Source organism: Burkholderia sp. BCC1047 (genome assembly GCF_902833155.1).
GTDB classification, from domain to species: Bacteria; Pseudomonadota; Gammaproteobacteria; order Burkholderiales; family Burkholderiaceae; genus Burkholderia; species Burkholderia sola.
In genome coordinates, this window is sequence record NZ_CADFEH010000014.1 from 142,819 (window position 1) to 165,969 (window position 23,151).

General features: G+C 66.4%; 18 protein-coding genes. 7 read left to right on the forward strand and 11 right to left on the reverse strand.

The window, feature by feature from the left end:
• Positions 1-22: 22 nt before the first annotated feature.
• The 6 genes from nadC to purN form a co-directional block, all read right to left on the reverse strand.
• Complete coding sequence (gene nadC, locus HWX55_RS16820; RefSeq protein WP_050017538.1) at positions 23-904, reverse strand: carboxylating nicotinate-nucleotide diphosphorylase; 882 nt, start codon at positions 902-904, stop codon at positions 23-25.
• Complete coding sequence (nadA, locus tag HWX55_RS16825; protein ID WP_175976539.1) at positions 901-2,037, reverse strand: quinolinate synthase NadA; 1,137 nt, start codon at positions 2,035-2,037, stop codon at positions 901-903. The genes nadC and nadA overlap by 4 nt, the downstream gene beginning before the upstream one ends.
• Before the next feature lie 129 nt (positions 2,038-2,166).
• Positions 2,167-3,363, reverse strand: coding sequence for an acyl-CoA desaturase (locus tag HWX55_RS16830; protein ID WP_089488751.1), 1,197 nt, complete (start codon positions 3,361-3,363; stop codon positions 2,167-2,169).
• 215 nt (positions 3,364-3,578) lie between these two features.
• Complete coding sequence (locus HWX55_RS16835; protein WP_175976540.1) at positions 3,579-4,961, reverse strand: mechanosensitive ion channel domain-containing protein; 1,383 nt, start codon at positions 4,959-4,961, stop codon at positions 3,579-3,581.
• A 14-nt stretch (positions 4,962-4,975) separates the two neighbouring features.
• The gene (locus HWX55_RS16840; RefSeq protein ID WP_050017541.1) at positions 4,976-6,241 is read right to left on the reverse strand and encodes an RsmB/NOP family class I SAM-dependent RNA methyltransferase; all 1,266 of its coding nucleotides are present in this window, start codon (positions 6,239-6,241) and stop codon (positions 4,976-4,978) included.
• Positions 6,238-6,900 (reverse strand): phosphoribosylglycinamide formyltransferase, encoded by a 663-nt coding sequence (gene purN / locus HWX55_RS16845; protein ID WP_175976541.1) that lies wholly within the window; start codon positions 6,898-6,900, stop codon positions 6,238-6,240. Before purN ends, HWX55_RS16840 begins: the two co-directional genes overlap by 4 nt.
• 123 nt (positions 6,901-7,023) lie before the next feature.
• Here purN and HWX55_RS16850 point away from each other — a divergent pair, with 123 nt between their 5' ends.
• The 5 genes from HWX55_RS16850 (at position 7,024) to dut (ending at position 13,240) form a co-directional block, all read left to right on the forward strand.
• Positions 7,024-8,016, forward strand: a complete 993-nt coding sequence (locus HWX55_RS16850; protein ID WP_050017542.1) for a bifunctional riboflavin kinase/FAD synthetase — start codon at positions 7,024-7,026, stop codon at positions 8,014-8,016.
• A 101-nt stretch (positions 8,017-8,117) separates the two neighbouring features.
• A complete protein-coding gene (ileS, locus tag HWX55_RS16855; RefSeq protein WP_175976542.1) occupies positions 8,118-10,955 on the forward strand; it encodes an isoleucine--tRNA ligase in 2,838 nt (945 codons plus the stop codon).
• A 3-nt stretch (positions 10,956-10,958) separates the two neighbouring features.
• On the forward strand, positions 10,959-11,459 hold the full coding sequence (gene lspA / locus HWX55_RS16860) for a signal peptidase II (RefSeq protein ID WP_050017544.1): 501 nt from the start codon (positions 10,959-10,961) through the stop codon (positions 11,457-11,459).
• 67 nt (positions 11,460-11,526) lie between these two features.
• The gene (gene coaBC, locus HWX55_RS16865; RefSeq protein ID WP_175976543.1) at positions 11,527-12,738 is read left to right on the forward strand and encodes a bifunctional phosphopantothenoylcysteine decarboxylase/phosphopantothenate--cysteine ligase CoaBC; all 1,212 of its coding nucleotides are present in this window, start codon (positions 11,527-11,529) and stop codon (positions 12,736-12,738) included.
• A gap of 55 nt (positions 12,739-12,793) precedes the next feature.
• The gene (gene dut, locus HWX55_RS16870) at positions 12,794-13,240 is read left to right on the forward strand and encodes a dUTP diphosphatase (protein WP_175976544.1); all 447 of its coding nucleotides are present in this window, start codon (positions 12,794-12,796) and stop codon (positions 13,238-13,240) included.
• 106 nt (positions 13,241-13,346) lie between these two features.
• Here the strand turns inward: dut and HWX55_RS16875 are convergent, their stop codons facing one another.
• From HWX55_RS16875 to clpS, 3 genes are all read right to left on the reverse strand, one after another.
• A complete protein-coding gene (locus HWX55_RS16875) occupies positions 13,347-14,726 on the reverse strand; it encodes an amino acid permease (protein ID WP_175976545.1) in 1,380 nt (459 codons plus the stop codon).
• Between the two features lie 103 nt (positions 14,727-14,829).
• On the reverse strand, positions 14,830-17,130 hold the full coding sequence (clpA, locus tag HWX55_RS16880; protein WP_050017548.1) for an ATP-dependent Clp protease ATP-binding subunit ClpA: 2,301 nt from the start codon (positions 17,128-17,130) through the stop codon (positions 14,830-14,832).
• Positions 17,127-17,441 (reverse strand): ATP-dependent Clp protease adapter ClpS, encoded by a 315-nt coding sequence (gene clpS, locus HWX55_RS16885; RefSeq protein ID WP_006398529.1) that lies wholly within the window; start codon positions 17,439-17,441, stop codon positions 17,127-17,129. The genes clpA and clpS overlap by 4 nt, the downstream gene beginning before the upstream one ends.
• A gap of 545 nt (positions 17,442-17,986) precedes the next feature.
• On the opposite strand from clpS, the gene HWX55_RS16890 reads away from it, so the two are divergent.
• Positions 17,987-18,190 (forward strand): cold-shock protein, encoded by a 204-nt coding sequence (locus HWX55_RS16890; RefSeq protein WP_006488945.1) that lies wholly within the window; start codon positions 17,987-17,989, stop codon positions 18,188-18,190.
• Between the two features lie 180 nt (positions 18,191-18,370).
• Here HWX55_RS16890 and HWX55_RS16895 read toward each other — a convergent pair whose 3' ends face one another.
• The gene (locus HWX55_RS16895) at positions 18,371-19,978 is read right to left on the reverse strand and encodes a multicopper oxidase family protein (RefSeq protein WP_175976546.1); all 1,608 of its coding nucleotides are present in this window, start codon (positions 19,976-19,978) and stop codon (positions 18,371-18,373) included.
• Positions 19,979-20,566: 588 nt separating this feature from the next.
• Between HWX55_RS16895 and HWX55_RS16900 the strand changes: the two genes are divergently transcribed.
• On the forward strand, positions 20,567-20,791 hold the full coding sequence (locus HWX55_RS16900; RefSeq protein ID WP_126362980.1) for a hypothetical protein: 225 nt from the start codon (positions 20,567-20,569) through the stop codon (positions 20,789-20,791).
• Positions 20,792-20,914: 123 nt separating this feature from the next.
• On the opposite strand, the gene HWX55_RS16905 is transcribed toward HWX55_RS16900, so the two are convergent.
• A complete protein-coding gene (locus tag HWX55_RS16905; RefSeq protein ID WP_175976547.1) occupies positions 20,915-23,143 on the reverse strand; it encodes an NADP-dependent isocitrate dehydrogenase in 2,229 nt (742 codons plus the stop codon).
• Between the last annotated feature and the right edge of the window lie 8 nt (positions 23,144-23,151).

Genomic DNA, 23,151 nt, shown 5'->3' on the forward strand with positions numbered 1-23,151 from the left:
TTGTCTGACGAACCCCGTTCGGTCAGTCGACGATCCGCATCGAATAGTCGGTCGCCCGCACGTCCTTCGTCAGCGCGCCGATCGAGATACGATCGACGCCCGTCTCCGCGAACGCACGCACCGTATCGAAATTGACGCCGCCCGACACTTCGAGCACGGCCCTGGCCGCCGTCACGCGCACCGCTTCGCGCATCATGTCGAGCGTGAAGTTGTCGAGCAGCACCGACTGCGCGCGATGCGCGAGCGCCGTGTCGAGCTGCGCGAGCGTCTCGACTTCGACCTGCACCGGCACGCCCGACTCCAGCGCGAACGCCGCATCGAGCGCCTCGCCGACACCGCCTGCCGCCGCGATGTGGTTCTCCTTGATCAGGATGCCGTCGTACAGCGCGAGACGCTGGTTCTCGCCGCCGCCCACGCGCACCGCGTACTTCTGCGCGAGCCGCAGCCCCGGCAGCGTCTTGCGCGTGTCGAGGATCTTCGCGCGCGTGCCTTCGACGCGATCGACGTAACGGCGCGTCGCGGTCGCGACACCCGACAGCAACTGCAGGAAGTTCAGCCCGTTGCGCTCGGCCGTCAGCAGCGCGCGCGCCGGCCCTTCGAGTTCGCACACGGTCGAATCCGGCGTCATCCGGTCGCCTTCGCGATAGCGCCATTGCACGACGATCGACGGATCGATCCGGGCGATCACGCCCTCGAACCACGGCACGCCGCACAGCACGGCTTCCTCGCGCACGATGATCCGCGCACGGCGGCGCTCGCCGGCCGGCACGAGGCGCCCTGTCTGGTCGCCGGGGCCGACGTCTTCGGCGATCGCATCGGCCACGTTGCGCGCGATCGCTTCGTCGAATGCCGCGCCGTATTGGGCGCGGACGGCGTCGAACAGCGGGGAGACGGCGTTGCTCATGCGGGCCCCACGTTCGCGAACAGTTGCTGGTCGCGCTGCAGGTCGCCGCTCGCCTGCACGCGCTTCTTGTGTGCAGCCGCGAATTCGAGCATCCGGTCGATCGGCAAACGCGCGCGCTCGCCGATCGCCGGATCGACGAAGATCTCGTTGTGACCGCGTTCGAGCACGTCGGCGAGGTTCGCGAGGCCGTTCATCGCCATCCACGGGCAGTGCGCGCAGCTCTTGCAGGTCGCGCTGTTGCCGGCCGTCGGCGCGGCGATGAAGGTCTTGCCGGGCGCGGCAAGCTGCATCTTGTGCAGGATGCCGAGATCGGTCGCGACGATGAAGCGTTTCGCGTCGAACTTGACGGCCGCGTCGATCAGTTGCGTGGTCGAACCGACGACATCGGCCTGCGCCACGACGTTTTCCGGCGACTCGGGATGCACGAGCACCTTCGCGTCCGGATATTCGGCGCGCAGCAGGTCGAGCTCGATGCCCTTGAACTCGTCGTGGACGAGGCACGAGCCCTGCCACAGCAGCATGTCGGCACCGGTTTTCTTCTGGATATAGCTGCCCAGGTGGCGGTCCGGCGCCCAGATGATCTTTTCGCCGCGCGCATGCAGGTCGGCAACGATCTCGAGGCCGATCGACGACGTGACCATCCAGTCCGCGCGCGCCTTCACGGCCGCGCTGGTGTTCGCGTAGACGACGACGGTACGGTCCGGATGCGCATCGCAGAACGCCGAGAATTCGTCGACCGGGCAGCCGAGGTCGAGCGAACAGGTCGCGTCGAGGTCGGGCATCAGGATCCGCTTGTTCGGGCTCAGGATCTTCGCGGTTTCGCCCATGAAGCGCACGCCGGCGACGACCAGCGTCTGCGCGTCGTGATCGCGGCCGAAGCGGGCCATTTCGAGCGAATCGGCGACGCAGCCGCCCGTTTCGTCGGCCAGCTCCTGCAGTTCGGCATCCACGTAGTAGTGGGCGACCAGCACGGCCTTTTCACGGGCGAGCAACGCCTTGATGCACGCCTTCAGCGCAGCGCGCTCCTCGGCGGACGGCGCGTCGGGCACCTTGGCCCATGCCTGTCCGACGCCGCACACGGTCCCTGCTGCGACGGGCCGGTCGTACTCGACGGGTTTGATCGTCGATTGCATCTCCATATCTCCTGCCCCAAACCTCATACCAATCCCGGCGCCGCCGATCCTTCAAAAACCGGCGGCCCAAATGAAAAAACCCCGCCAACGCGGGGTTTGTGACGTCCTGAGATTCTAATCGATTTCGAATCAGGCGTAGCGACGCAGGCGTGTCGCGAATTCCTGCAGCGCCTTGATGCCGCTTTGTTCTGCGCGATGGCACCAATCCTGCAATTGCGCGAGAAGCTGTTCGCGCGACGCGGTCGAACGATCCCAGATCGCGGCGAGATCCTGGCGCAGCTGGAAGTACGTATGCAGCTTCTGGCTGTTCGCGAAGATTTCCGGCAGCAGCTTCTTCTGCGGCTCGTCGAGGCCGTCGGCGTCCTTGTGGAACCACTTGCGCGCGCCGCGCATCAGCTGGTACTTCTCGCTCGAACCGAGTTCCTTCAGATGCGCGAGCTCCTGACGGTACGCACGCTTCACGGCCTTGCCGTAGCGCGCCATCACTTCGTAGCGGTTCGACAGCACGGCCTGCAGCGTTTCCTGATCGAGCACCGTCTTCGGCTTGTTCAGGCGCGGCGTCGGCGCGACCTTCTTCACCTTCGCGAGACCGAACGCCGACATGATGCGGATGTACATCCAGCCGATGTCGAACTCGTACCACTTGTTCGACAGCTTCGCCGACGTCGCGAACGTGTGGTGGTTGTTGTGCAGTTCCTCGCCGCCGATCACGATGCCCCACGGGAACAGGTTCGTGCTCGCGTCAGCCGAGTTGAAGTTGCGATAGCCCCAGAAGTGACCGAAACCGTTCACGACGCCAGCGGCCCAGAACGGAATCCAGACCATCTGCACGGCCCACACGGTCAGGCCGAGCACGCCGAACAGCGCGACGTCGATCACCATCATCATGCTGATGCCGAGAATCGGGTACTTCGAGTACACATTGCGCTCGAGCCAGTCGTTCGGCGTGCCGTGGCTGAACTTGCGCATCGTCTCTTCGTTCTTCGCTTCCGCGCGGTACAGCTCGGCGCCTTCGAGGAACACCTTCCAGATGCCGCGCGTCTGCGGGCTGTGCGGATCTTCCTCGGTCTCGCACTTCGCGTGGTGCTTGCGGTGAATCGCGGCCCACTGGCCGGTCAGCATGCCGGTGGTCATCCACAGCCAGAACCGGAAGAAGTGGCTCGCGATCGGATGCAGCTCCAGTGCGCGGTGCGCCTGGCAGCGGTGCAGGTAGACGGTCACGCCGATGATCGTGACGTGCGTGACGGCGAGCGCGAACAACGCGACTTGCCACCACGAAAAATGCAGGAGCCCGTGGGAAAGAAAATCGAGCACAGAATTCAACAAGGCAGTTACCCGTGATGAGAGCGACGCCACGCTGGCGTCAGAAGAATGAAAGCATACCGCGTGTAGACCAGAATTTTACTTCAACCGTTCCAAGTCTTTGTAAAAAATGAATATTTTCTTGCCCTGACGCAATCCGCGCGGTCCATGTGCGGACTCGGAAAGGCCCGCGATCCGGTTTCGGCCGCGGAATCGGTACGATTGACCGCCCGCGCCCGCTACGCCGCCGGCGCGTGCCCGTCCAGCGCACCGTTGGCCGCCGCCGGCTCGCGCCCGGCCGCCGCGCCCGCCGCGGGAAAGCCGTCCGGCAGCCCGACCACGCGCACTTCGCGCTGCGGAAACGGAATCGAGATTCCGTGCTCGCCGAACAGCCGCCAGATGTTGCGGTTCACGCTCGAGCGCACGCCCGACGTGCCTTTCGCCGAATCCTCGATCCAGAAGCCGAGCTCCAGATCGATCCCGTCCGCGCCGAAACTCACGAGGTACGGGGTCGGCGCCGGCTCGGCCAGCACGCGCGGCACGTCCTTCGCCGCGTCGGCGAGCAACGCGAGTGCCTGCTCGACATCGCTCGTGTACGCGACCTGCACCGCGACCTTCGCATAGCCGCGCGTCAGGTACGACGACTGGTTCTGCACCACGTCGGTGATCAGCTTCTCGTTCGGGATCAGCGTCTCGTTGCCGTCGAGGCCGCGCACGACCGTGTAGCGCGTGCGGATCTGCGTGACGACGCCCTGCAGCCCGCCGACGCTGATCGCATCGCCGAGCCGCAACGAGCGGTCGAGCAGGATGATGAAGCCCGACACGTAGTTGCTCGCGATCTTCTGCAGCCCGAAGCCGAGGCCGACGCCGACCGCGCCGCCGAATACGCCGAGCACCGTCACGTCGATGCCGACGAGCGACAGCCCGATCAGGATCGCCGCGAACACGAGCAGCGCGCGGCCGACCCGCGACAGCACGACCTTCAGGTTCGCGTCGAGCGTGCTCGCGCGCGACAGGCGATCCTCGAGCACCGAGCCGAGCCACATCGCGACCATCAGCGTCACGCACACCCACAGCGCGCCGGAGATCACCGACAGCAGCGTGAGGTGCGCGGTCGCGACCCGGAACTGCACGCTGTCGAGCCAACCGAGCACATCGCGCTGGATGCCGAGCACCGTCATCACCATCGCGGCCCACACGACGGTCGACACGATCTTCTCGACGATCGACAGCCACGCGTGCGTGTGGCCGTCGCGTGCGAACACGCGCCGCGCGAAGAAGAACAGCACGTAGATCAGCCCGATGCCGAACAGCGGCACGAGCGCGAGCGACAGCAGCGAGGTCGACATGAACGGCTCGAACGCGAGCTGCGCGCCGCCGACGAACACGCTGCCGAACAGCGGAAACAGCGCACGCTTCAGGCTCTGCGCGCCCGCGCCGGGCGCGCGCCCGGCCGCCCGCCGCCGCGCATCGATCCGGCCGTGCACGAAACGCGCGGCCACCCATGCGAAACACAGCGCACCGACGAGGATCGCCGCCTGCCAGATCATCACCGGCTGGTGGAAATCGCGAATCACCGATTCCAGCCGGTGCGACAGCAGGCGGCTCTGCAGATTCTCCATCGTCCGTCCGGTCGTTACTGCGCGGCGCGGCGTTCGAGCACCGCGGCGAAGAAGCCGTCGGTCGCATGGCGGTGCGGCCACAGCGACAGGTAGTCGCCCGTCTCGAGCTCGATGCGCTGGTCGGCCAGCACCTGCTGCGCGGGCACCAGCACGAACTCGGGGTGATCGGCGAGGAACTGCTCGACGATGCGCTCGTTCTCGGCGTCGAGCACGCTGCAGGTCGCGTAGACGAGCCGGCCGCCCTTCTTCACGAGCCGCGCGGCGCTCGCGAGGATCGATGCCTGTTTCGGCGTCAGCTCATCGATCGCGGTGCGCGTCTGGCGCCACTTCAGGTCCGGATTGCGGCGCAGCGTGCCGAGGCCGCTGCACGGCGCGTCGACCAGCACGCGGTCGATCTTGCCGGCGAGCCGCTTGATCTTCGCGTCGTGCTCGCTGTCGATCAGCACCGGGTTCACGTTCGACAGCCCGCTGCGCGCGAGGCGCGGCTTCAGCTTCGCGAGGCGCTTCTCCGAGATGTCGAACGCATAGAGGCGCCCGGTCGAGCGCATCATCGCGCCGAGCGCGAGCGTCTTGCCACCCGCGCCCGCGCAGAAATCGACGACCATCTCGCCGCGCCGCGGCGCGACCAGCGAGCACAGCAGCTGGCTGCCTTCGTCCTGCACCTCGATCGCGCCTTCCTCGAACAGCTTCAGGCGCGTCAGCGCCGGCTTGCCGACCACGCGCACGCCGAACGGCGCGAACGGCGTCGCGCCCGCGTCGATACCGCTCACGCGCAGCGCTTCGATCACCTGGTCGCGGCTCGCCTTCTGCGCGTTGGCGCGCAGGTCGAGCGGCGCCGGGTAGTTCAGCGCGGCGGCGAGCTGCGCAAGCTCGTCGGCGTCGAAACGGGCCGACAGCGCCTGGTGAATCCAGTCGGGCAGGTTCGTGCGAATGCGCACGGGCAGGCTTGCCGGATCGATCTTCGACACGTGCTCGAGCCACGCGGACTCGGTGTCGGACAGGAACGGCTTCAGCGCATTACGCCCCATCGTCTGCATCAGGCCGAGCAGCGTCAGGCGCCGCGCGGGCGTGCCGGTGCCGCTCTCGGCCAGATGCGAAAACTCCATCTTCCGGCGCAGCACCGCGAACACGGCCTCGGCGATCACGCCGCGCTCGGCATGCCCGAGCTTCGGGTGCGCGCGGAAGAACCGGCTCGTCGTCGCGTCGGCGGGGCCGGCGAACTTCAGCACCTCGGCGAGCAGGGTTTCGGTCTGGCCAATCAGGAATCCGTGCAGCTTCATACGCCCTCACTCGTTTCGGTTTGCGGTTGATCCGCGAAAATCCAGCGCGCCTCTTCGGGCGCGACCACTGCACGGCCGTCCTCGAGGAGCAAACGCCCCTCGACGAACCAGCGCACCGCGCGCGGATACAGCACATGCTCGACCGTCAGCACGCGCCGCGCGAGCGCGGCCGCGTCGTCGCCGGCCCGCACGGGCACCGCGCCCTGCGCGACGATTGCGCCGCTGTCGAGCTCGGGAATGACGAAATGCACGCTCGCGCCATGCAGCGCGACGCCGGCATCCAGCGCCTGCTGATGCGTGTGGATGCCCTTGAAGCTCGGCAGCAGCGACGGATGGATGTTCAGCAGCCGGCCTTCGTATCGTCTGACGAATGCGGGCGTGAGGATGCGCATGAAGCCGGCGAGGACGACGAGATCGGGCGCGAAACGGTCGATCTCGGCGGCGAGCGCGGCGTCGAAGCTGTCGCGGCCGTCGAACGACCGGTGGTCGACCACCGCCGTCGCCACCCCGTGCGACGCGGCAAAAGCCAGCCCGGCCGCATCGGGCCGGTTGGCGATCACGGCGGCAATCTCGGCCGGCCAGCGTTCCTGCGCGCATGCGCGGACGATGGCTTCCATGTTGCTGCCGCGACCGGAAATCAGGATCACGAGTTTTTTCATCCGCGAATTTTACCATTCGCCCTCGCGTTTCCCGCCTTCTCGGCCGTCGGGCCGCCCGAACGTTTATAATCTTCTGCTTTGCGGCATCCCACCGCCCATTCCCCCGACGCTGCATCCGCTATCGTGAAAGTCTTCCGCGGCCTGCCCAACGCCGAGAGCCGCGCCCCGTGCGCGCTGACGATCGGCAACTTCGACGGTGTCCATCGCGGGCACCAGGCCCTGCTCGCGCGCGTGCGCGCGGCAGCGGACGCACGCGGCCTGCCCGTGTGCGTGATGACGTTCGAGCCGCACCCGCGCGAATTCTTCAATCCGGCCGGCGCGCCGCCGCGCATCGCGATGCTGCGCGACAAGCTGGAAGCATTGCGCGACCACGGGGTCGACCGCGTCGTCGTCGAGCACTTCAACCACACCTTCGCGAGCCAGTCGCCGCAGGCGTTCGTCGAGCGCACGCTGGTGAACGGGCTGCACGCGCGCTGGATGATGGTCGGTGACGATTTCTGCTACGGCGCGAAGCGCGCGGGCACCTTCGACACGCTGAAGGCGGCCGGCGAGCTGCACGGCTTCGAGGTCGAGCAGATGGGCACGGTGTCCGGCAGCGACGGCACGCGCATTTCCAGCTCCGGCGTGCGCGCGGCGCTCGCCGCGGGCGATCTCGACGCGGCCGCGCAAGCGCTCGGCCACGGCTACGCGATCAGCGGCCACGTCGCGCACGGGCTCAAGCTCGGCCGCGACCTCGGCTTCCCGACGCTGAACCTGCCGATCGCGCACAAGCGGCCGGCGCTCGCGGGCATCTTCGTCGTGCAGGTGCACGGCCTCGGCCCCGAGCCGCTGCCCGGCGTCGCAAGCCTCGGGCTGCGCCCGACCGTCGACGATTCGGGCCGCGTGCTGCTCGAAGTCCACCTGCTCGACTGGCACGGCGATGCGTACGGCAAGCTGATCCGTGTCGAATTCCTGAAGAAGCTGCGCGACGAGGCGAAGTTCGACGATCTCGAGGCGCTGTCGCGCGCGATCGCGCTGGACGTCGCGAATGCACGCGCTTATTTCGTCGAACGCGACCGTGCGCCGGGCAGCCGCGCGACGGGCTTCGCGACGTCGGCCACCGACCGAATTAGCTGATCCGGACGGCGGCGCCGCGCGCCGCACCCTCGCGCCGCCCTGTCGCGCGCCTACCCGATTCACGACGCCCGAGCGTCCCCGATTTAGATAGCGATCCCATCATGAGCAACAAGAAAGCCGATTCGAAACCGCAGGCCAAGTATCCGGTCAACCTGCTCGACACGCCGTTCCCGATGCGCGGCGACCTGCCCAAGCGCGAGCCGCAGTGGGTCAAGGAGTGGGAGGAGCGCGGCATCTACGAGAAGATCCGCGCGGCCAGCCAGGGCCGGCCGAAGTTCATCCTGCACGACGGCCCGCCGTATGCGAACGGCGACATCCATCTCGGCCACGCGGTCAACAAGATCCTGAAGGACATCGTCGTCAAGTCGCGCAACATGGCCGGCTTCGACGCGCCGTACGTGCCCGGCTGGGATTGCCACGGGATGCCGATCGAGATCCAGATCGAGAAGCAGTTCGGCAAGTCGCTGCCGGCGGCCGAAGTGATGAGCAAGGCGCGCGCGTACGCGACCGAGCAGATCGAGAAGCAGAAGGTCGGCTTCAAGCGCTTGGGCGTGCTCGGCGACTGGGCGAATCCGTACAAGACGATGAACTTCGTGAACGAGGCGGAAGAAATCCGCGCGCTCGGCAAGATCATCGAGAAGGGCTACGTGTACCGCGGGCTGAAGCCGGTCAACTGGTGCTTCGACTGCGGCTCGGCGCTCGCGGAAGCGGAAGTCGAGTACAAGGACCGCACCGATCCGACGATCGACGTGATGTTCGCGTTCGCGGAACCGGAAAAGACCGCGCACGCGTTCGGCCTGCCGGCGCTGCCGCGCGCCGAGGGCGGCATCGTGATCTGGACCACCACGCCGTGGACGATTCCCGCCAACCAGGCGCTGAACCTCCATCCGGAAATCGTCTACGCGCTGGTCGACACCGAGCGCGGGCTGCTGATCATCGCGCAAGAGCGCGTCGAAGCGTGCATGGCCGACTTCAAGCTGACCGGCCGCGTCGTCGCGACCGCGCCCGGCGTGAAGCTCGCGAACCTGCGCTTCCACCACCCGCTCGCGTCGGCCCACCCCGGCTACCAGCGCACCGCGCCCGTCTATCTCGGCGACTACGTGACGACCGACACGGGTACCGGCGTCGTGCACTCGTCGCCCGCGTACGGTATCGAGGACTTCCAGTCGTGCAAGGCGCACGGGATGACCGATTCCGACTTCATCAACCCGGTGATGGGCGACGGCCGCTATATCGAATCGCTGCCGCTGTTCGGCGGCCTGTCGATCTGGGACGCGAACCCGAAGATCGTCGACGCGCTGAACGCGGCCGGCTCGCTGCTGCGCAGCGAGAAGTACACGCACAGCTACATGCACTGCTGGCGCCACAAGACGCCGATCATCTACCGCGCGACGTCGCAGTGGTTCGCCGGCATGGACGTGACGCCGCGCGACGGCGGCAAGACGCTGCGCGAGACGGCGCTCGAAGGCGTCGACGCGACCGCGTTCTACCCGTCGTGGGGCAAGCAGCGCCTGTTCAGCATGATCGCGAACCGTCCCGACTGGACGCTGTCGCGCCAGCGCCAGTGGGGCGTGCCGATGGCGTTCTTCGTGCACAAGGAAACCGGCGAGCTGCACCCGCGCACGCTCGAGCTGCTCGAGGAAGTCGCGAAGCGCGTCGAGCAGTCGGGCATCGAGGCGTGGCAATCGCTCGACCCGCGCGAGCTGATCGGCGACGACGCGAACCTGTACGAAAAGAACCGCGACACGCTCGACGTGTGGTTCGATTCGGGCACGACGCACTGGCACGTGCTGCGCGGCTCGCACAAGGATCAGCTGCAGTTCCCGGCCGACCTGTACCTCGAAGGCTCGGACCAGCATCGCGGCTGGTTCCACTCGTCGCTCCTGACGGCATCGATGATCGACGGCCGCGCGCCGTACAAGGGCCTGCTCACGCACGGCTTCACGGTCGATGGCGAAGGCCGCAAGATGAGCAAGTCGCTCGGCAACGGCATCGACCCGCATGACGTCGCGAACCGTCTCGGCGCGGAAATCATCCGCCTGTGGATCGCATCGACCGACTACTCGGGCGAGCTCGCGATCTCCGAGGAAATCCTGAAGCGCGTAACGGAAGGCTATCGCCGCATCCGCAACACGCTGCGCTTCCTGCTCGCGAACCTGTCGGATTTCGATTTCGCGCAGCACGCGGTGCCGGTCGACGAATGGCTCGAGATCGACCGCTATGCGGTCGCGTTCTCGCAGCAACTGCAGACCGAACTGCTCGGCCACTACGAGAAGTACGAATTCCACCCGGTCGTCGCGAAGCTGCAGACGTACTGCTCGGAAGACCTCGGCGGCTTCTACCTCGACGTGCTGAAGGATCGCCTGTACACGAGCGCCGCCGATTCGCGCGCGCGCCGCTCCGCGCAGACCGCGCTGTATCACCTGACGCACGGCCTGCTGCGCGTGCTCGCGCCGTTCCTGTCGTTCACGGCGGAAGAAGCATGGAAGGTGTTCCAGCCGGCGAGCGACACGATCTTCACGGAAACCTACTATGCGTATCCGGAAGTCGCCGGCTCGGCCGCGCTGATCGACAAGTGGGCGCTGCTGCGCGACGTGCGCGGCAACGTGACGAAGGCGCTCGAGGAAGCGCGCACCGCGAACCGCATCGGTTCGTCGCTGCAGGCCGAAGTGGCCGTGCATGCGAGCGGCGCGCGCTACGACGCGCTGACGAGCCTCGGCGAGGATCTCAAGTTCGTGCTGATCACGTCGGCGGCGACCGTCGTGAAGGTCGACGACGAAGCGCAGGAAAGCGTCGACGTGGCCGCGTCGAAGTACCAGAAGTGCGAGCGCTGCTGGCACTACCGTGAAGATGTCGGCGCACACGCCGATCATCCGACGCTGTGCGGCCGCTGCTTCTCGAACCTGTTTGAAAACGGCGAAATCCGGAGCGCTGCTTAAATTATGGCGAAGACCCTGTCGAAACCGGCCAGCGGCGCGCTCGCGCCCTGGCTCGGCATTTCGCTGATCGTGATCCTGTTCGACCAGTTGTCGAAGATCGCGATCCTCAAGACGTTCGCGTACGGCGCGCAGCATGCGCTGACGTCGTTCTTCAACCTCGTGCTGGTGTACAACCGCGGCGCCGCGTTCGGCTTCCTGTCGACCGCGAGCGGCTGGCAGCGCTGGGCGTTCACCGCGCTCGGCGTCGGCGCGACGCTCGTGATCTGCTTCCTGCTGAAGCGCCACGGCCACCAGCGGCTGTTCAGCGTGTCGCTCGCGCTGATCCTCGGCGGCGCGCTCGGCAACGTGATCGACCGGCTCGTCTACGGCCACGTGATCGACTTCCTCGATTTCCACGTCGGCGCGTGGCACTTCCCGGCGTTCAACCTCGCCGATTCCGCGATCACGGTCGGCGCGGTGCTGCTGATCTACGACGAGCTGCGGCGCGTGCGCGGCGCGCGCTGAGCGCGCATACTCCGTGTCGACGGCCGGCTTCGCGCCGGCCGTTCCGTTTGACCCCAGGAGGCCTGAGTTGGCACACGCAGAACTCGCAGGAAAACACCTCGTTCTCGGCCTGACGGGCGGCATCGCCTGCTACAAGATCGCCGAACTCACGCGGCTGCTCGTGAAGGCCGGCGCGACCGTGCAGGTCGCGATGACCGACGCGGCCACCCAGTTCATCACGCCCGTCACGATGCAGGCGCTGTCGGGCCGGCCCGTCTATACGAGCCAGTGGGACGCGCGCATCGACAACAACATGGCGCACATCGACCTGTCGCGCGAAGCCGACGCGATCGTGATCGCGCCCGCGTCGACGGATTTCCTCGCGAAGCTCGCGCACGGGTTCGCCGACGATCTGTTGTCGACGCTGTGCGTCGCGCGCGACTGTCCGCTGCTCGTCGTGCCCGCAATGAACCGCCAGATGTGGCAGAACCCGGCCACGCAACGCAACGCCGCGCAATTGCGCGCGGACGGCGTGTCGGTACTCGGACCGGATTCGGGCGCGCAGGCCTGCGGCGAAGTCGGCGACGGCCGCATGCTCGAGCCCGAGGCGATCTATGAAGCGATCGTCGCGCACTTCGCGCCGAAGGTGCTCGCGCACCGCCGCGTGCTGATCACGGCCGGGCCGACGTTCGAACCGCTCGACCCGGTGCGCGGCCTGACGAACCGCTCCAGCGGCAAGATGGGTTTCGCGCTCGCGCGCGCCGCGCAACAGGCCGGCGCCGACGTGCATCTCGTCGCCGGGCCGGTCGCGCTCGACACGCCGTGGGGCGTGTACCGCCAGGACGTGCAGACCGCGCAGCAGATGTATGACGCGGTGATGCATGCCGTGAACGATGCCGACATCTTCATCGCGGTGGCCGCAGTCGCCGACTGGCGCGTCGACCAGCCGGCCGAGCACAAGATGAAGAAGACGGCCGACCGCAAGATGCCGGCGCTCGCGTTCGTCGAGAACCCCGACATCCTCGCATCGGTCGCGGCGCTGCCCGATGCGCCGTTCTGCGTCGGCTTCGCGGCCGAAAGCGGCGACCTCGACGTGCATGGCGACGAGAAGCGCAAGCGCAAGAACGTGCCGCTGCTCGTCGGCAACCTCGGCCCGCTGACGTTCGGGCGCGACGACAACGAAGTCGTGTTGTTCGAAGCGGCCGGCCTCACGCGCCTGCCGCGCGCGCCCAAAGACGAACTCGCGCATGTGCTCGTCGCGGAAATCGCGAAGCGCCTGCCGGACAACCGCCTGATCTGATCCCTTGCGTGGCGGCAGACGCCGCCGCGCCCTTCCCGACCGATTCGACGACCGCATGAAACTCGACCTGAAGATTCTCGACGCGCGCATGCGCGATTACCTGCCCGCCTACGCAACCACCGGCAGCGCCGGCCTCGACCTGCGCGCATGCCTCGACGCGCCGGTCACGCTGCAGCCGGGCGAAACCACGCTGGTGCCGACCGGCCTCGCGATCCACCTCGCCGATCCCGGCTATGCGGCGCTGATCCTGCCGCGCTCGGGCCTCGGCCACAAGCACGGGATCGTGCTCGGCAACCTCGTCGGCCTGATCGACTCCGACTACCAGGGCCAGTTGATGGTGTCGACGTGGAACCGCGGCCAGACCGAATTCGTGCTGAACCCGTTCGAACGTCTCGCACAGCTCGTGATCGTGCCGGTCGTGCAGGCGCAATTCAACATCGTCGACGAGTTCACCGAGAGCGATCGCGGCCAAGGCGGGTTCGGCAGCACCGGCCGGCACTGAGCCACACAGCACAAAAAAAGGGGCCGCGGCCCCTTTTTCTTTTTGCGCGCCGTCACGTGCAGCCCGGTTGCGTGATTCGCGCAGGCGTGGGTTCGCGACGCCGCGGTCAGCGCGCGTGCTGGTGCCGGTAATGCAGCGCGTAGGCAAGCGTCAGCAGCACGGCGAACACGACGCCGACCACCATCGTCATCCGGAATTCGCGCGTGAAAGCGGTCGTCAGCAGGATCGCCGCGACGAGCCCCGCGCCGAGCAGGCTGCCGAATGGATGCCCCCACATCCGGAACGCGAGCGCAGGGCCGCGATACTGAGCACGGAACCGCAGATGCGTGACGAAGATCATCAGCCACGTGAACAGCGCGCCGAACATCGCGATCGCCATCATCACCGTGAACGCGGTATCGGGCGCGAGCGCGACCAGCACGGCCGCCACCGCGACGCCGCTCGTCGAGATCCACAGCGCGGCGCGCGGCACGCCGTTCGCGCCGAGCCGGCCGAACACCGCAGGCGCGAGTTGCGCGCGCGACAGGCTGAACATCATCCGCGTCGTCACGTAGAGCTGGCTGTTCATCGCCGACAGCGCCGCGATCAACAGCACGAAGTTGATCACGCCCGCCGCATACGGCACGTGCGTCGCGGCCATCACCTTCACGAACGGGCTTTCGTCGGTGCCGGCCTGCGTCCACGGCACGATCGCGAGCATCAGCGCGAGCGTCAGCAGGTAGAACAGCACGAGCCGGAACACCGTCGAGCGGAACGCGCGCGTGACCGCGTGCTGCGGATCGCGCGCCTCGCCGGCCGCGATCGCGACGGCCTCGATGCTCATGTAGCTGAAGATCGCGACGATCACCGCGATCCAGGTGCCCCACGGCCCCTTCGGCATGAAGCCGCCGTGCGCGGTGTAGTTCGCGAAACCGATGCTTGACGCGGCCGGCGCCGACCACACGAGAAACGCGCCGAGCACGATGAACACGACGATCGCCGCGATCTTCAGCAGCGAGAACGCGTATTCGACGGTCCCGTACAGCGTGACGCTCGCGAGGTTCACCGCGATCAGCAGCGCGGAGAAACCGATCACCCAATACCAGCCGGGCACGGCCGGGAACCAGTACTTCATGAACACGGCGATCGCGCTGATCTCGGTACCGATCGCGAACACGACCGCGAACCAGTACGCATAGCGCACGAGAAAACCCGCGAGCGGGCCGACGTAATGCTCGGCATAGGCGCCGAACGAGCCGGCCGTCGGATGCGCGACAGTCATTTCCGCGAGCGCGCCCATCAGCAGCAGCGCAATCAGCGCACCGATCGCATACGAAACCAGCACGCTCGGGCCCGCGAGCCCGATCGCGAATCCGCTGCCGAGGAACAGCCCCGTGCCGATTGCGCCGCCGATCGCGATCATCGCCATCTGCCCGGACGTCAGCGCGTGGCGCAACCCTTGTTCGCGCGCGACGATAGCGTCGAACGACCGTTGTTGTCGTGTCACTGCGTTACCACTCCCCTGCCCCACCATCGCGCCGCCGGCGCCGGATAAAACGAAACGGCGCGGAGAACTTCCCGCGCCGTTCGCATGAACAACGAATTATCGCTTACTCGACTTCGACCGTCTCTTCGTTCGGCTTGTGCGGCGGATTCGCCAGCTTGTCGAACGACAACTGCACCTTGTCGTTTTCGTCGACGTCGACCGTCACATGACCGCCGTTGAGCAGCTTGCCGAACAGCAGCTCGTCGGCCAGCGCACGCCGGATCGTGTCCTGGATCAGCCGCTGCATCGGCCGCGCGCCCATCAGCGGGTCGAAGCCGTGCTTCGCGAGATGCTTGCGCAACGCGTCGGTGAAGAGCGCGTCGACCTTCTTCTCGTGCAGCTGTTCCTCGAGCTGGATCAGGAACTTGTCGACCACGCGCATGATGATTTCCTCATCGAGCGAGCGGAAGCTGATGATCGCATCCAGCCGGTTGCGGAACTCCGGCGTGAACAGGCGCTTGATGTCGGTCATCTCGTCGCCGGTTTCGCGGCGCGTCGTGAAGCCGATCGTCGCCTTCTGCATCGACTCGGCGCCCGCGTTCGTCGTCATGATGATGATGACGTTGCGGAAATCCGCCTTGCGGCCGTTGTTGTCCGTCAGCGTGCCGTGGTCCATCACCTGCAGCAGCACGTTGAAGATGTCCGGATGCGCCTTCTCGATTTCGTCGAGCAGCAGCACGCAATGCGGCTTCTTCGTGACGGCTTCGGTCAGCAGGCCACCCTGGTCGAACCCGACGTAGCCCGGCGGTGCGCCGATCAGCCGGCTCACCGCGTGACGTTCCATGTATTCCGACATGTCGAAGCGGATCAGCTCGATGCCGAGCGTGAACGCGAGCTGACGCGCCACTTCGGTCTTGCCGACACCCGTCGGGCCGGAAAACAGGAACGCGCCGATCGGCTTGTCCATCTTGCCGAGGCCCGCGCGCGCCATCTTGATCGACGCCGCGAGTGCGTCGATCGCCGGATCCTGGCCGAACACGACGCTCTTCAGGTCGCGGTCGAGCGTCTGCAGCTTGCTGCGATCGTCCTGCGACACGCTTTGCGCCGGCACGCGCGCGATCTTCGAGATGATTTCCTCGATCTCGCCCTTGCCGATCGTCTTCTTCTGCTTCGACTTCGGCAGGATGCGCTGCGCGGCGCCCGCCTCGTCGATCACGTCGATCGCCTTGTCCGGCAGATGACGGTCGGTGATGAAGCGCGCCGACAGTTCGGCCGCGGCCGACAGCGCGCCCGACGAATACTTGACGCCGTGGTGCTCCTCGAAGCGCGACTTCAGCCCGCGCAGGATCGCGACCGTCTGCTCGACGCTCGGCTCCGTCACGTCGACCTTCTGGAAGCGCCGCGACAGCGCCGCATCCTTCTCGAAGATGCCGCGATACTCGGTGAACGTGGTTGCGCCGATGCACTTGAGCGTGCCCGACGACAACGCCGGCTTCAGCAGGTTCGACGCATCGAGCGTGCCGCCCGACGCGGCGCCCGCGCCGATCAGCGTATGGATTTCGTCGATGAACAGGATCGCGTGCGGACGCTCCTTGAGCTCCTTCAGCACCGTCTTCAGACGCTGCTCGAAATCGCCGCGGTACTTGGTGCCCGCCAGCAGCGCGCCCATGTCGAGCGAGTACACCTGGGCGTTCGCGAGGATGTCCGGCACTTCGCCGCGCGTGATCCGATACGCGAGCCCTTCGGCGATCGCGGTCTTGCCGACGCCGGCTTCGCCGACGAGCAGCGGATTGTTCTTGCGGCGGCGGCACAGCACCTGCACGACGCGCTCGACCTCGGGCTCGCGGCCGATCAGCGGATCGATGCGGCCGTCCTTCGCCATCTGGTTCAGGTTCTGCGTGAACTGCGCGAGCGGCGTTTCCTTCTGCGCGTTCGCGTCTTCGCTTTCCGCGTTCGCGTCGGTCGACTTCGCGGCTTCGCCGCTGTTCGTCTTCGCAATGCCGTGCGAAATGAAGTTCACCACGTCGAGGCGCGTGACGCCCTGCTGCTGCAGGTAGTACACGGCGTGCGAATCCTTCTCGCCGAAGATCGCGACCAGCACGTTCGCGCCCGTCACTTCCTTCTTGCCGTTCGACGTCGACTGGACGTGCATGATCGCGCGCTGGATCACGCGCTGGAAACCGAGCGTCGGCTGGGTATCGACATCGTCGGTACCCGGGACGGTAGGTGTGTTGTCGTGGATGAAATTGCGCAGGTTCTGACGCAGGTCCTCGATGTTTGCCGCGCACGCGCGCAACACCTCGGCCGCCGTCGGATTATCCAGCAGGGCCAGCAGCAGATGCTCGACCGTAATGAACTCATGGCGCGCCTGGCGTGCTTCCATGAACGCCATGTGCAGGCTGACTTCCAATTCCTGGGCAATCATGCTTCCTCCATCACGCACTGCAGCGGATGCCCTGCCTGCCGCGCATGGGTAACGACTTGCTCAACCTTGGTCGACGCGATGTCCCGCGTATAGACCCCACATACCCCTCGTCCTTCGCGATGGACCTTCAGCATGATCTGCGTGGCCGTCTCGCGATCCTTCTTGAAATACTCCTGGACCACCATCACGACGAACTCCATCGGGGTGAAGTCGTCGTTCAGCAGCACCACCTTGTACATCGAAGGCGGCTTCAGCTTCTGCTGCTTGCGTTCCAGGACGGTACTGTCCTGCTTGTCCGGGATAATCGCCATACACCCATTCTAAACAACTCGGACAGGCCCGCAATCCTGCCATTACCCGACCGACCGGCCGGCGCCCTCCCCGGTATCCCGGAACACGCGATCGCCTTCGCGCCATACGAAAGCCGGCTGCGGTGCCGGCTTTCACGCGTGGCGCGGAACACGAACCGTCAGGGGGAATCGCACCGGAACGTCGTGTCCGCATCCAGTATCCCACAAGCCGGGACGACTCGAACGCGTGTCACTCGAGCCTGGTATATGAGCCGATTATGCGGCTTTTCAAGCCCTCGCGCTTGGCCGCATGCAACCAAGCAAAGCCGGAAAAACCCTGAAAATGGGTTCTTTACAACGACCCTCTAAACGTCTAAAAATTCCACTTGACACTCCAATAAAGAGCGCCAACAATCAAGCTGGCACTTTTTTCAATTCGCCGGTTGGCGAAACGAAAGGGGCCGAGGTGAGCTTGTGAGGGGGGAACGGCTGCATTTTCCGGTCGTTTAGCTTTTCGAGCGTGCTCGTGGTAAGTAGCAGCGACTGTGTGACAGGGGAAGTAGGAAATGGCAACTGGTATCGTTAAATGGTTCAACGACGCGAAGGGCTTCGGTTTCATCACTCCCGACGAGGGCGGTGAGGATCTGTTTGCGCACTTCTCGGCTATCACCATGAATGGCTTCAAGACGCTGAAGGAAGGCCAGAAGGTGAGCTTTGACGTCGTCCAAGGGCCGAAGGGCAAGCAAGCGTCGAACATCCAGGCCGTATAAGGCATCGGATATCTGACGAAGAAACCCGGCGCATTGCGCCGGGTTTCTTTTTTTGAGGCCGGCCCGTCGATAATCGATTGGCCGGCCTTTTCGTTCAATCCCGACCGTTGAACGCATATTGTCTCGTCGCGCATGCAGATCGGATAACGAATCCGCGCGTGAAACACATTCGCGGCTTAGTTACACGACCTTCAGCGTGCCCATCATGCCGAGATCCTCGTGTTCGAGAATATGGCAGTGAAACATGCGCTCGCCCGGCATGTCTTGCGTGACGAGAATCGACACGGTTTCGCCGCTGCGCACGTTCACCGTATCGCGCCATGCGCGGAACGGCTCGCTCGTGCGTGAACCACCCGACGCCCGCTCGATCACCTGGAACTGCGTGCCGTGCAAATGGAACGGGTGATCCATGTCCGTCGTATTGCGGATCTCCCAGCGCTCGACGTCGCCGCGGCGGCTCGTCAGCGTCGCGCGGTGCGGCGCGTAGGTGTCGCCGTTGATCGTGAAGCGCATGCCCGCCGGGCGGCCGTGCGCGCCGCCCTTCATCATCGCGTCCATGTCCATTTCCTCGCCGAACGCAACCGTCTTGTGCGCGACCGGTTCGCCCAGCGGCCGCACCGCGCGCAGCGTGGCGGGCAGCGCGCGGGCCGCGGCGGGCGCGAACGCGACGTCGGCCAGCGCCAGCGCCGGGTCGGGCGGCAGGCTGCCGTGACCGTCGTCGTGCGACATCGCCATCTTGCGGCGGTCGTACTCGGCCGCCTGCAGCACCGCGCGCGACGCACGGTCGCCGGCGCGGACCAGCAGCTCCGCGCGCTCGCCCGGCGCAATCAGCAGCGACGTCACGCGCCGCGGCGCGTCGAACAAGCCGCCGTCGGTGCCCGCGTGCTCGAACGCGCGGCCGTCGTCGAACGCGATGCGCAGGTAGCGTGCGCTGCACGCGTTCCAGACACGCCAGCGTTCGTCGCCCGCGACGTCGATGCGCGGCCGGCGCGCGCCGTTGACCAGCACGAATTGGCCTTCGCGGCCGTTCATCCAGTCCATCAGGTCGTTCGGCGCAATCGTGCCGTCGCGTGCAAGCTTCAGGTCCGACACGAACAGATGGCGCTCGGGCCAGCCGGCCAGCGGATCGTCCGCGGCGCGCACGACGAACGGGCCGGCCAGCCCGCGGAATACCTGCTCGGCCGTCATCATGTGCGGATGCGGGTGGTACCAGTAAGTGCCGGCGCTGCCCTTCGGCAGCGTGAAGCGATACACGCGCGACGCGCCGGGCGCGACCGGATCGGACGGGTTGCCGTCCTGGTCGGGCGGCACGGGCAGGCCGTGCCAGTGGATCGTCGACGGCTGCGGCAGCTTGTTCACGAACCGGATCTCGACCGTATCGCCCTCGCGCACGTCGATCAGCGGGCCGACGACGGGGCCTTGCGTGCCCGCGCCGAACTGCCAGAACGTCGTCGGCCGCGCGCCGTGCAGCAGCGGTCGCGCCACCGGTTGAGCGACCAGCGTCGCCCGGAACGTGCCGGGCTCGCGACTGTCGTTGACCAGCGTGCGCAACGTCGCGAGCGGCGCGCCGGCCGGCAGCCCGTCGGCGGCGGCGAGCGCGGCCGGCGCGGACTTGCCGTGCTGCGCGTGCGCCGACATCCCTGACATACCCGACATGCCCGGCATGTCGTCCATCGAATCCATGCCGGCCATGCCCGCATGGCCGGCATGCTGCGCCCACGCAGCGCGCGCGAACAGCGACGCGGTCGCGACACCGATGGCGCGCGACAGGAAGGTTCTCCGTCTCATCAATCGATCCTCGTTATTCATGCAGCGCGCGCGACAGACGCGGCGGTCGCGTCATCATAACCGCAGGGCCGGATCGAAAAACGCCGTCACTTGGCGGGCGGCGATACGCCGCAGCGAGCATCGCGATCGCACCGGCCGCGGCGCCACGCATGGCATCGCCGAGCGGCGCTTCGGCAATCATCGCTGCGCATCTGCCGTCCCTTAGCGCTTTCGTGCCCGCCCGCCGCGATTCCGCTCGATGCATCGACGCTCCGCAAACCCGTCAATTTTTCACGATGCGGAACAAGTCACTGCGTTATAAAAATTCGTGGTGCAGGGCACAAATTTCCCGTTTCGCGATGCCGAAAATCGTTCCGCAATACAAAACGGTCAAAGTAACGAATTGTTTTTAAACGGGAATTTTTGTTTTGAGAAGCCGTTCTACATGCACCATCCGAGCGGGTCGCGGACGTAGACTTGGTTCCATGCACTGACGCTTCGCCACGACGTTCGACACGGACCTCGGCGCAAGCAGCCAGTCGGGCCACAGCCGGCCGAGCCGGCAGGCGGCACAACAGAATCGCTCGTGATCAGAAAGGGAGAACGGAAATGAAGGGATTTCGCTTTGGTTCAGCGCTCGGGTCGTTCTACATCCTGCCGGCAAACGGCGGCTGGGAAGCGACGTTCGGCAATGCCTCGCTCGGCGCGTTCTCGTGCCCGGAAGTCGCGGCCGACCGCATCTCCCGCGGCGACTGCGCGCAGCTTTCCGAACTGGACACGGCCACGCTCGAAGTGCCGGACGAAATCGCCGAATGGGAAATCGTTCACGTCTGAATGGCACGCCTGCAACGACAAACGCCCCGGGCGACCGGGGCGTTTTTCTTGTGTGCCGGGCGGCGAACGGTTGATTCCGCCGCGCCGGCACGTGCACGGGCTCGCGCGATCGCGCGGCCGGCGTCAGGCGACCGCGTCGACGATGCCGTTCAGTGTCGCGCTCGGGCGCATGGCCTGGCTCGTCAGGTCGACGTTCGGACGGTAGTAGCCGCCGATCGCCTGCGGCTTGCCTTGCGCGGCCGCCAGTTCTTCCAGGATGCGCGCTTCGTTGTCGGACAACGCCTTCGCGACGCCTTCGAACTGCGCCTTCAGCGCGGCGTCGTCGCCCTGTTCGGCCAGCGCCTGCGCCCAGTACAGGCACAGGTAGAAGTGGCTGCCGCGGTTGTCGAGGCCGCCGACCTTGCGCGCCGGCGACTTGTTCTCGTCCAGGAACTTGCCGGTCGCCTGGTCGAGCGTCTTCGCGAGCACGAGCGCCTTCGGGTTCTGGTACGCGTTGCCGAGATGTTCGAGCGACGCCGCCAGTGCGAGGAATTCGCCGAGCGAGTCCCAGCGCAGGAAGCCTTCCTCGACGAACTGCTGCACGTGCTTCGGCGCGGAGCCGCCCGCACCCGTTTCGAACATCCCGCCGCCGGCCATCAGCGGCACGATCGACAGCATCTTCGCGCTGGTGCCGAGCTCCATGATCGGGAACAGGTCGGTCAGGTAGTCGCGCAGCACGTTGCCGGTGACCGAGATCGTGTCCTTGCCCGCGCGGATGCGCTCGAGCGAGAAGCGGGTCGCGTCTTCCGGCGTCATGATGCGGATGTCGAGACCGTTCGTGTCGTGATCCTTCAGGTAGCGTTCGACCTTCGCGATGATCTGCGCGTCGTGCGCACGCGCCGGATCGAGCCAGAACACGGCCGGCGCGCCGGTCGCGCGGGCGCGGTTGACCGCGAGCTTGACCCAGTCCTGCACCGGTGCGTCCTTCGTCTGGCACATGCGCCAGATGTCGCCCGCCTCGACCGCGTGCTCGAGCAGCACGTTGCCGGCTTCGTCGGTGACGCGCACGACGCCGTCCGCCGGGATCTGGAACGTCTTGTCGTGCGAACCGTATTCCTCGGCCGCCTGCGCCATCAGGCCGACGTTCGGCACGCTGCCCATCGTGACCGGATCGAACGCGCCGTGCTGCTTGCAGTCCTCGATCACGGCCTGGTACACGCCCGCGTAGCAGCGGTCCGGAATCACGGCCTTCGCGTCGTACAGCTGGCCGTCCGGGCCCCACATGCCGCCCGAGTCGCGGATCATCGCCGGCATCGATGCGTCGACGATCACGTCGCTCGGCACGTGCAGGTTCGTGATGCCCTTGTCCGAGTTGACCATCGCGAGACGCGGGCGCACCGCGTACTCGGCCTTGACGTCGGCTTCGATCGCTTCGCGCGTGTCGGCCGGCAGATCCTTCAGGCGCGCGTACAGGTCGCCGATCCCGTTGTTCGGGTTGAAGCCGACCTTCGCCAGCACGTCCGCGTGCTTCGCGAGCGCGTCGCGGTAGAACACCGACACGAAGTGACCGAACAGGATCGGGTCCGAGACCTTCATCATGGTCGCCTTCAGGTGCACCGAGAACAGCACGTCCTGCGCCTTCGCGTCGGCGATCTGCGCTTCGATGAAGCGGCGCAGCGCGTTGCGGCTCATCACCGACGCGTCGATCACTTCACCGCCCTTCACGGCCGTCTTTTCCTTCAGCACCTTCTTCGCGCCGTCGGTCGTCGTCAGTTCGATCTTCACGCTGCCGGCATCGGCGATCAGCGCCGACTTCTCGCTGCCGTAGAAGTCGCCTTCGGTCATGTGCGCGACGTGGGCCTTCGACGTGGCCTTCCACGCGCCCATCTTGTGCGGATGCTTGCGTGCGTAGTTCTTGACCGACAGCGGCGCGCGGCGGTCGGAGTTGCCTTCGCGCAGCACCGGGTTCACCGCGCTGCCCTTGATCTTGTCGTAGCGCGCCTTGACGGCCTTCTCTTCGTCCGTCGACGGATCTTCCGGATAGGCCGGCAGCGCGTAGCCCTGCGCCTGCAGTTCGGCGATCGCGGCCTTCAGCTGCGGCACCGATGCGCTGATGTTCGGCAGCTTGATGATGTTCGCTTCCGGCTTCAGCGTGAGCTGACCCAGCTCGGCCAGATCGTCGGAACCCTTCTGCTCCGACGGCAGGACGTCTGCGAATGCCGCGATGATGCGGCCGGCGAGCGAGATGTCGCGCGTTTCGACGGCGACGCCGGACGAACGCGTGAAGGCCTTGACGATCGGCAGCAGCGAATAGGTCGCGAGCGCCGGCGCTTCGTCGGTGAGGGTGTAGATGATCTTGGGCGAAGTGGACATGGTGGTCA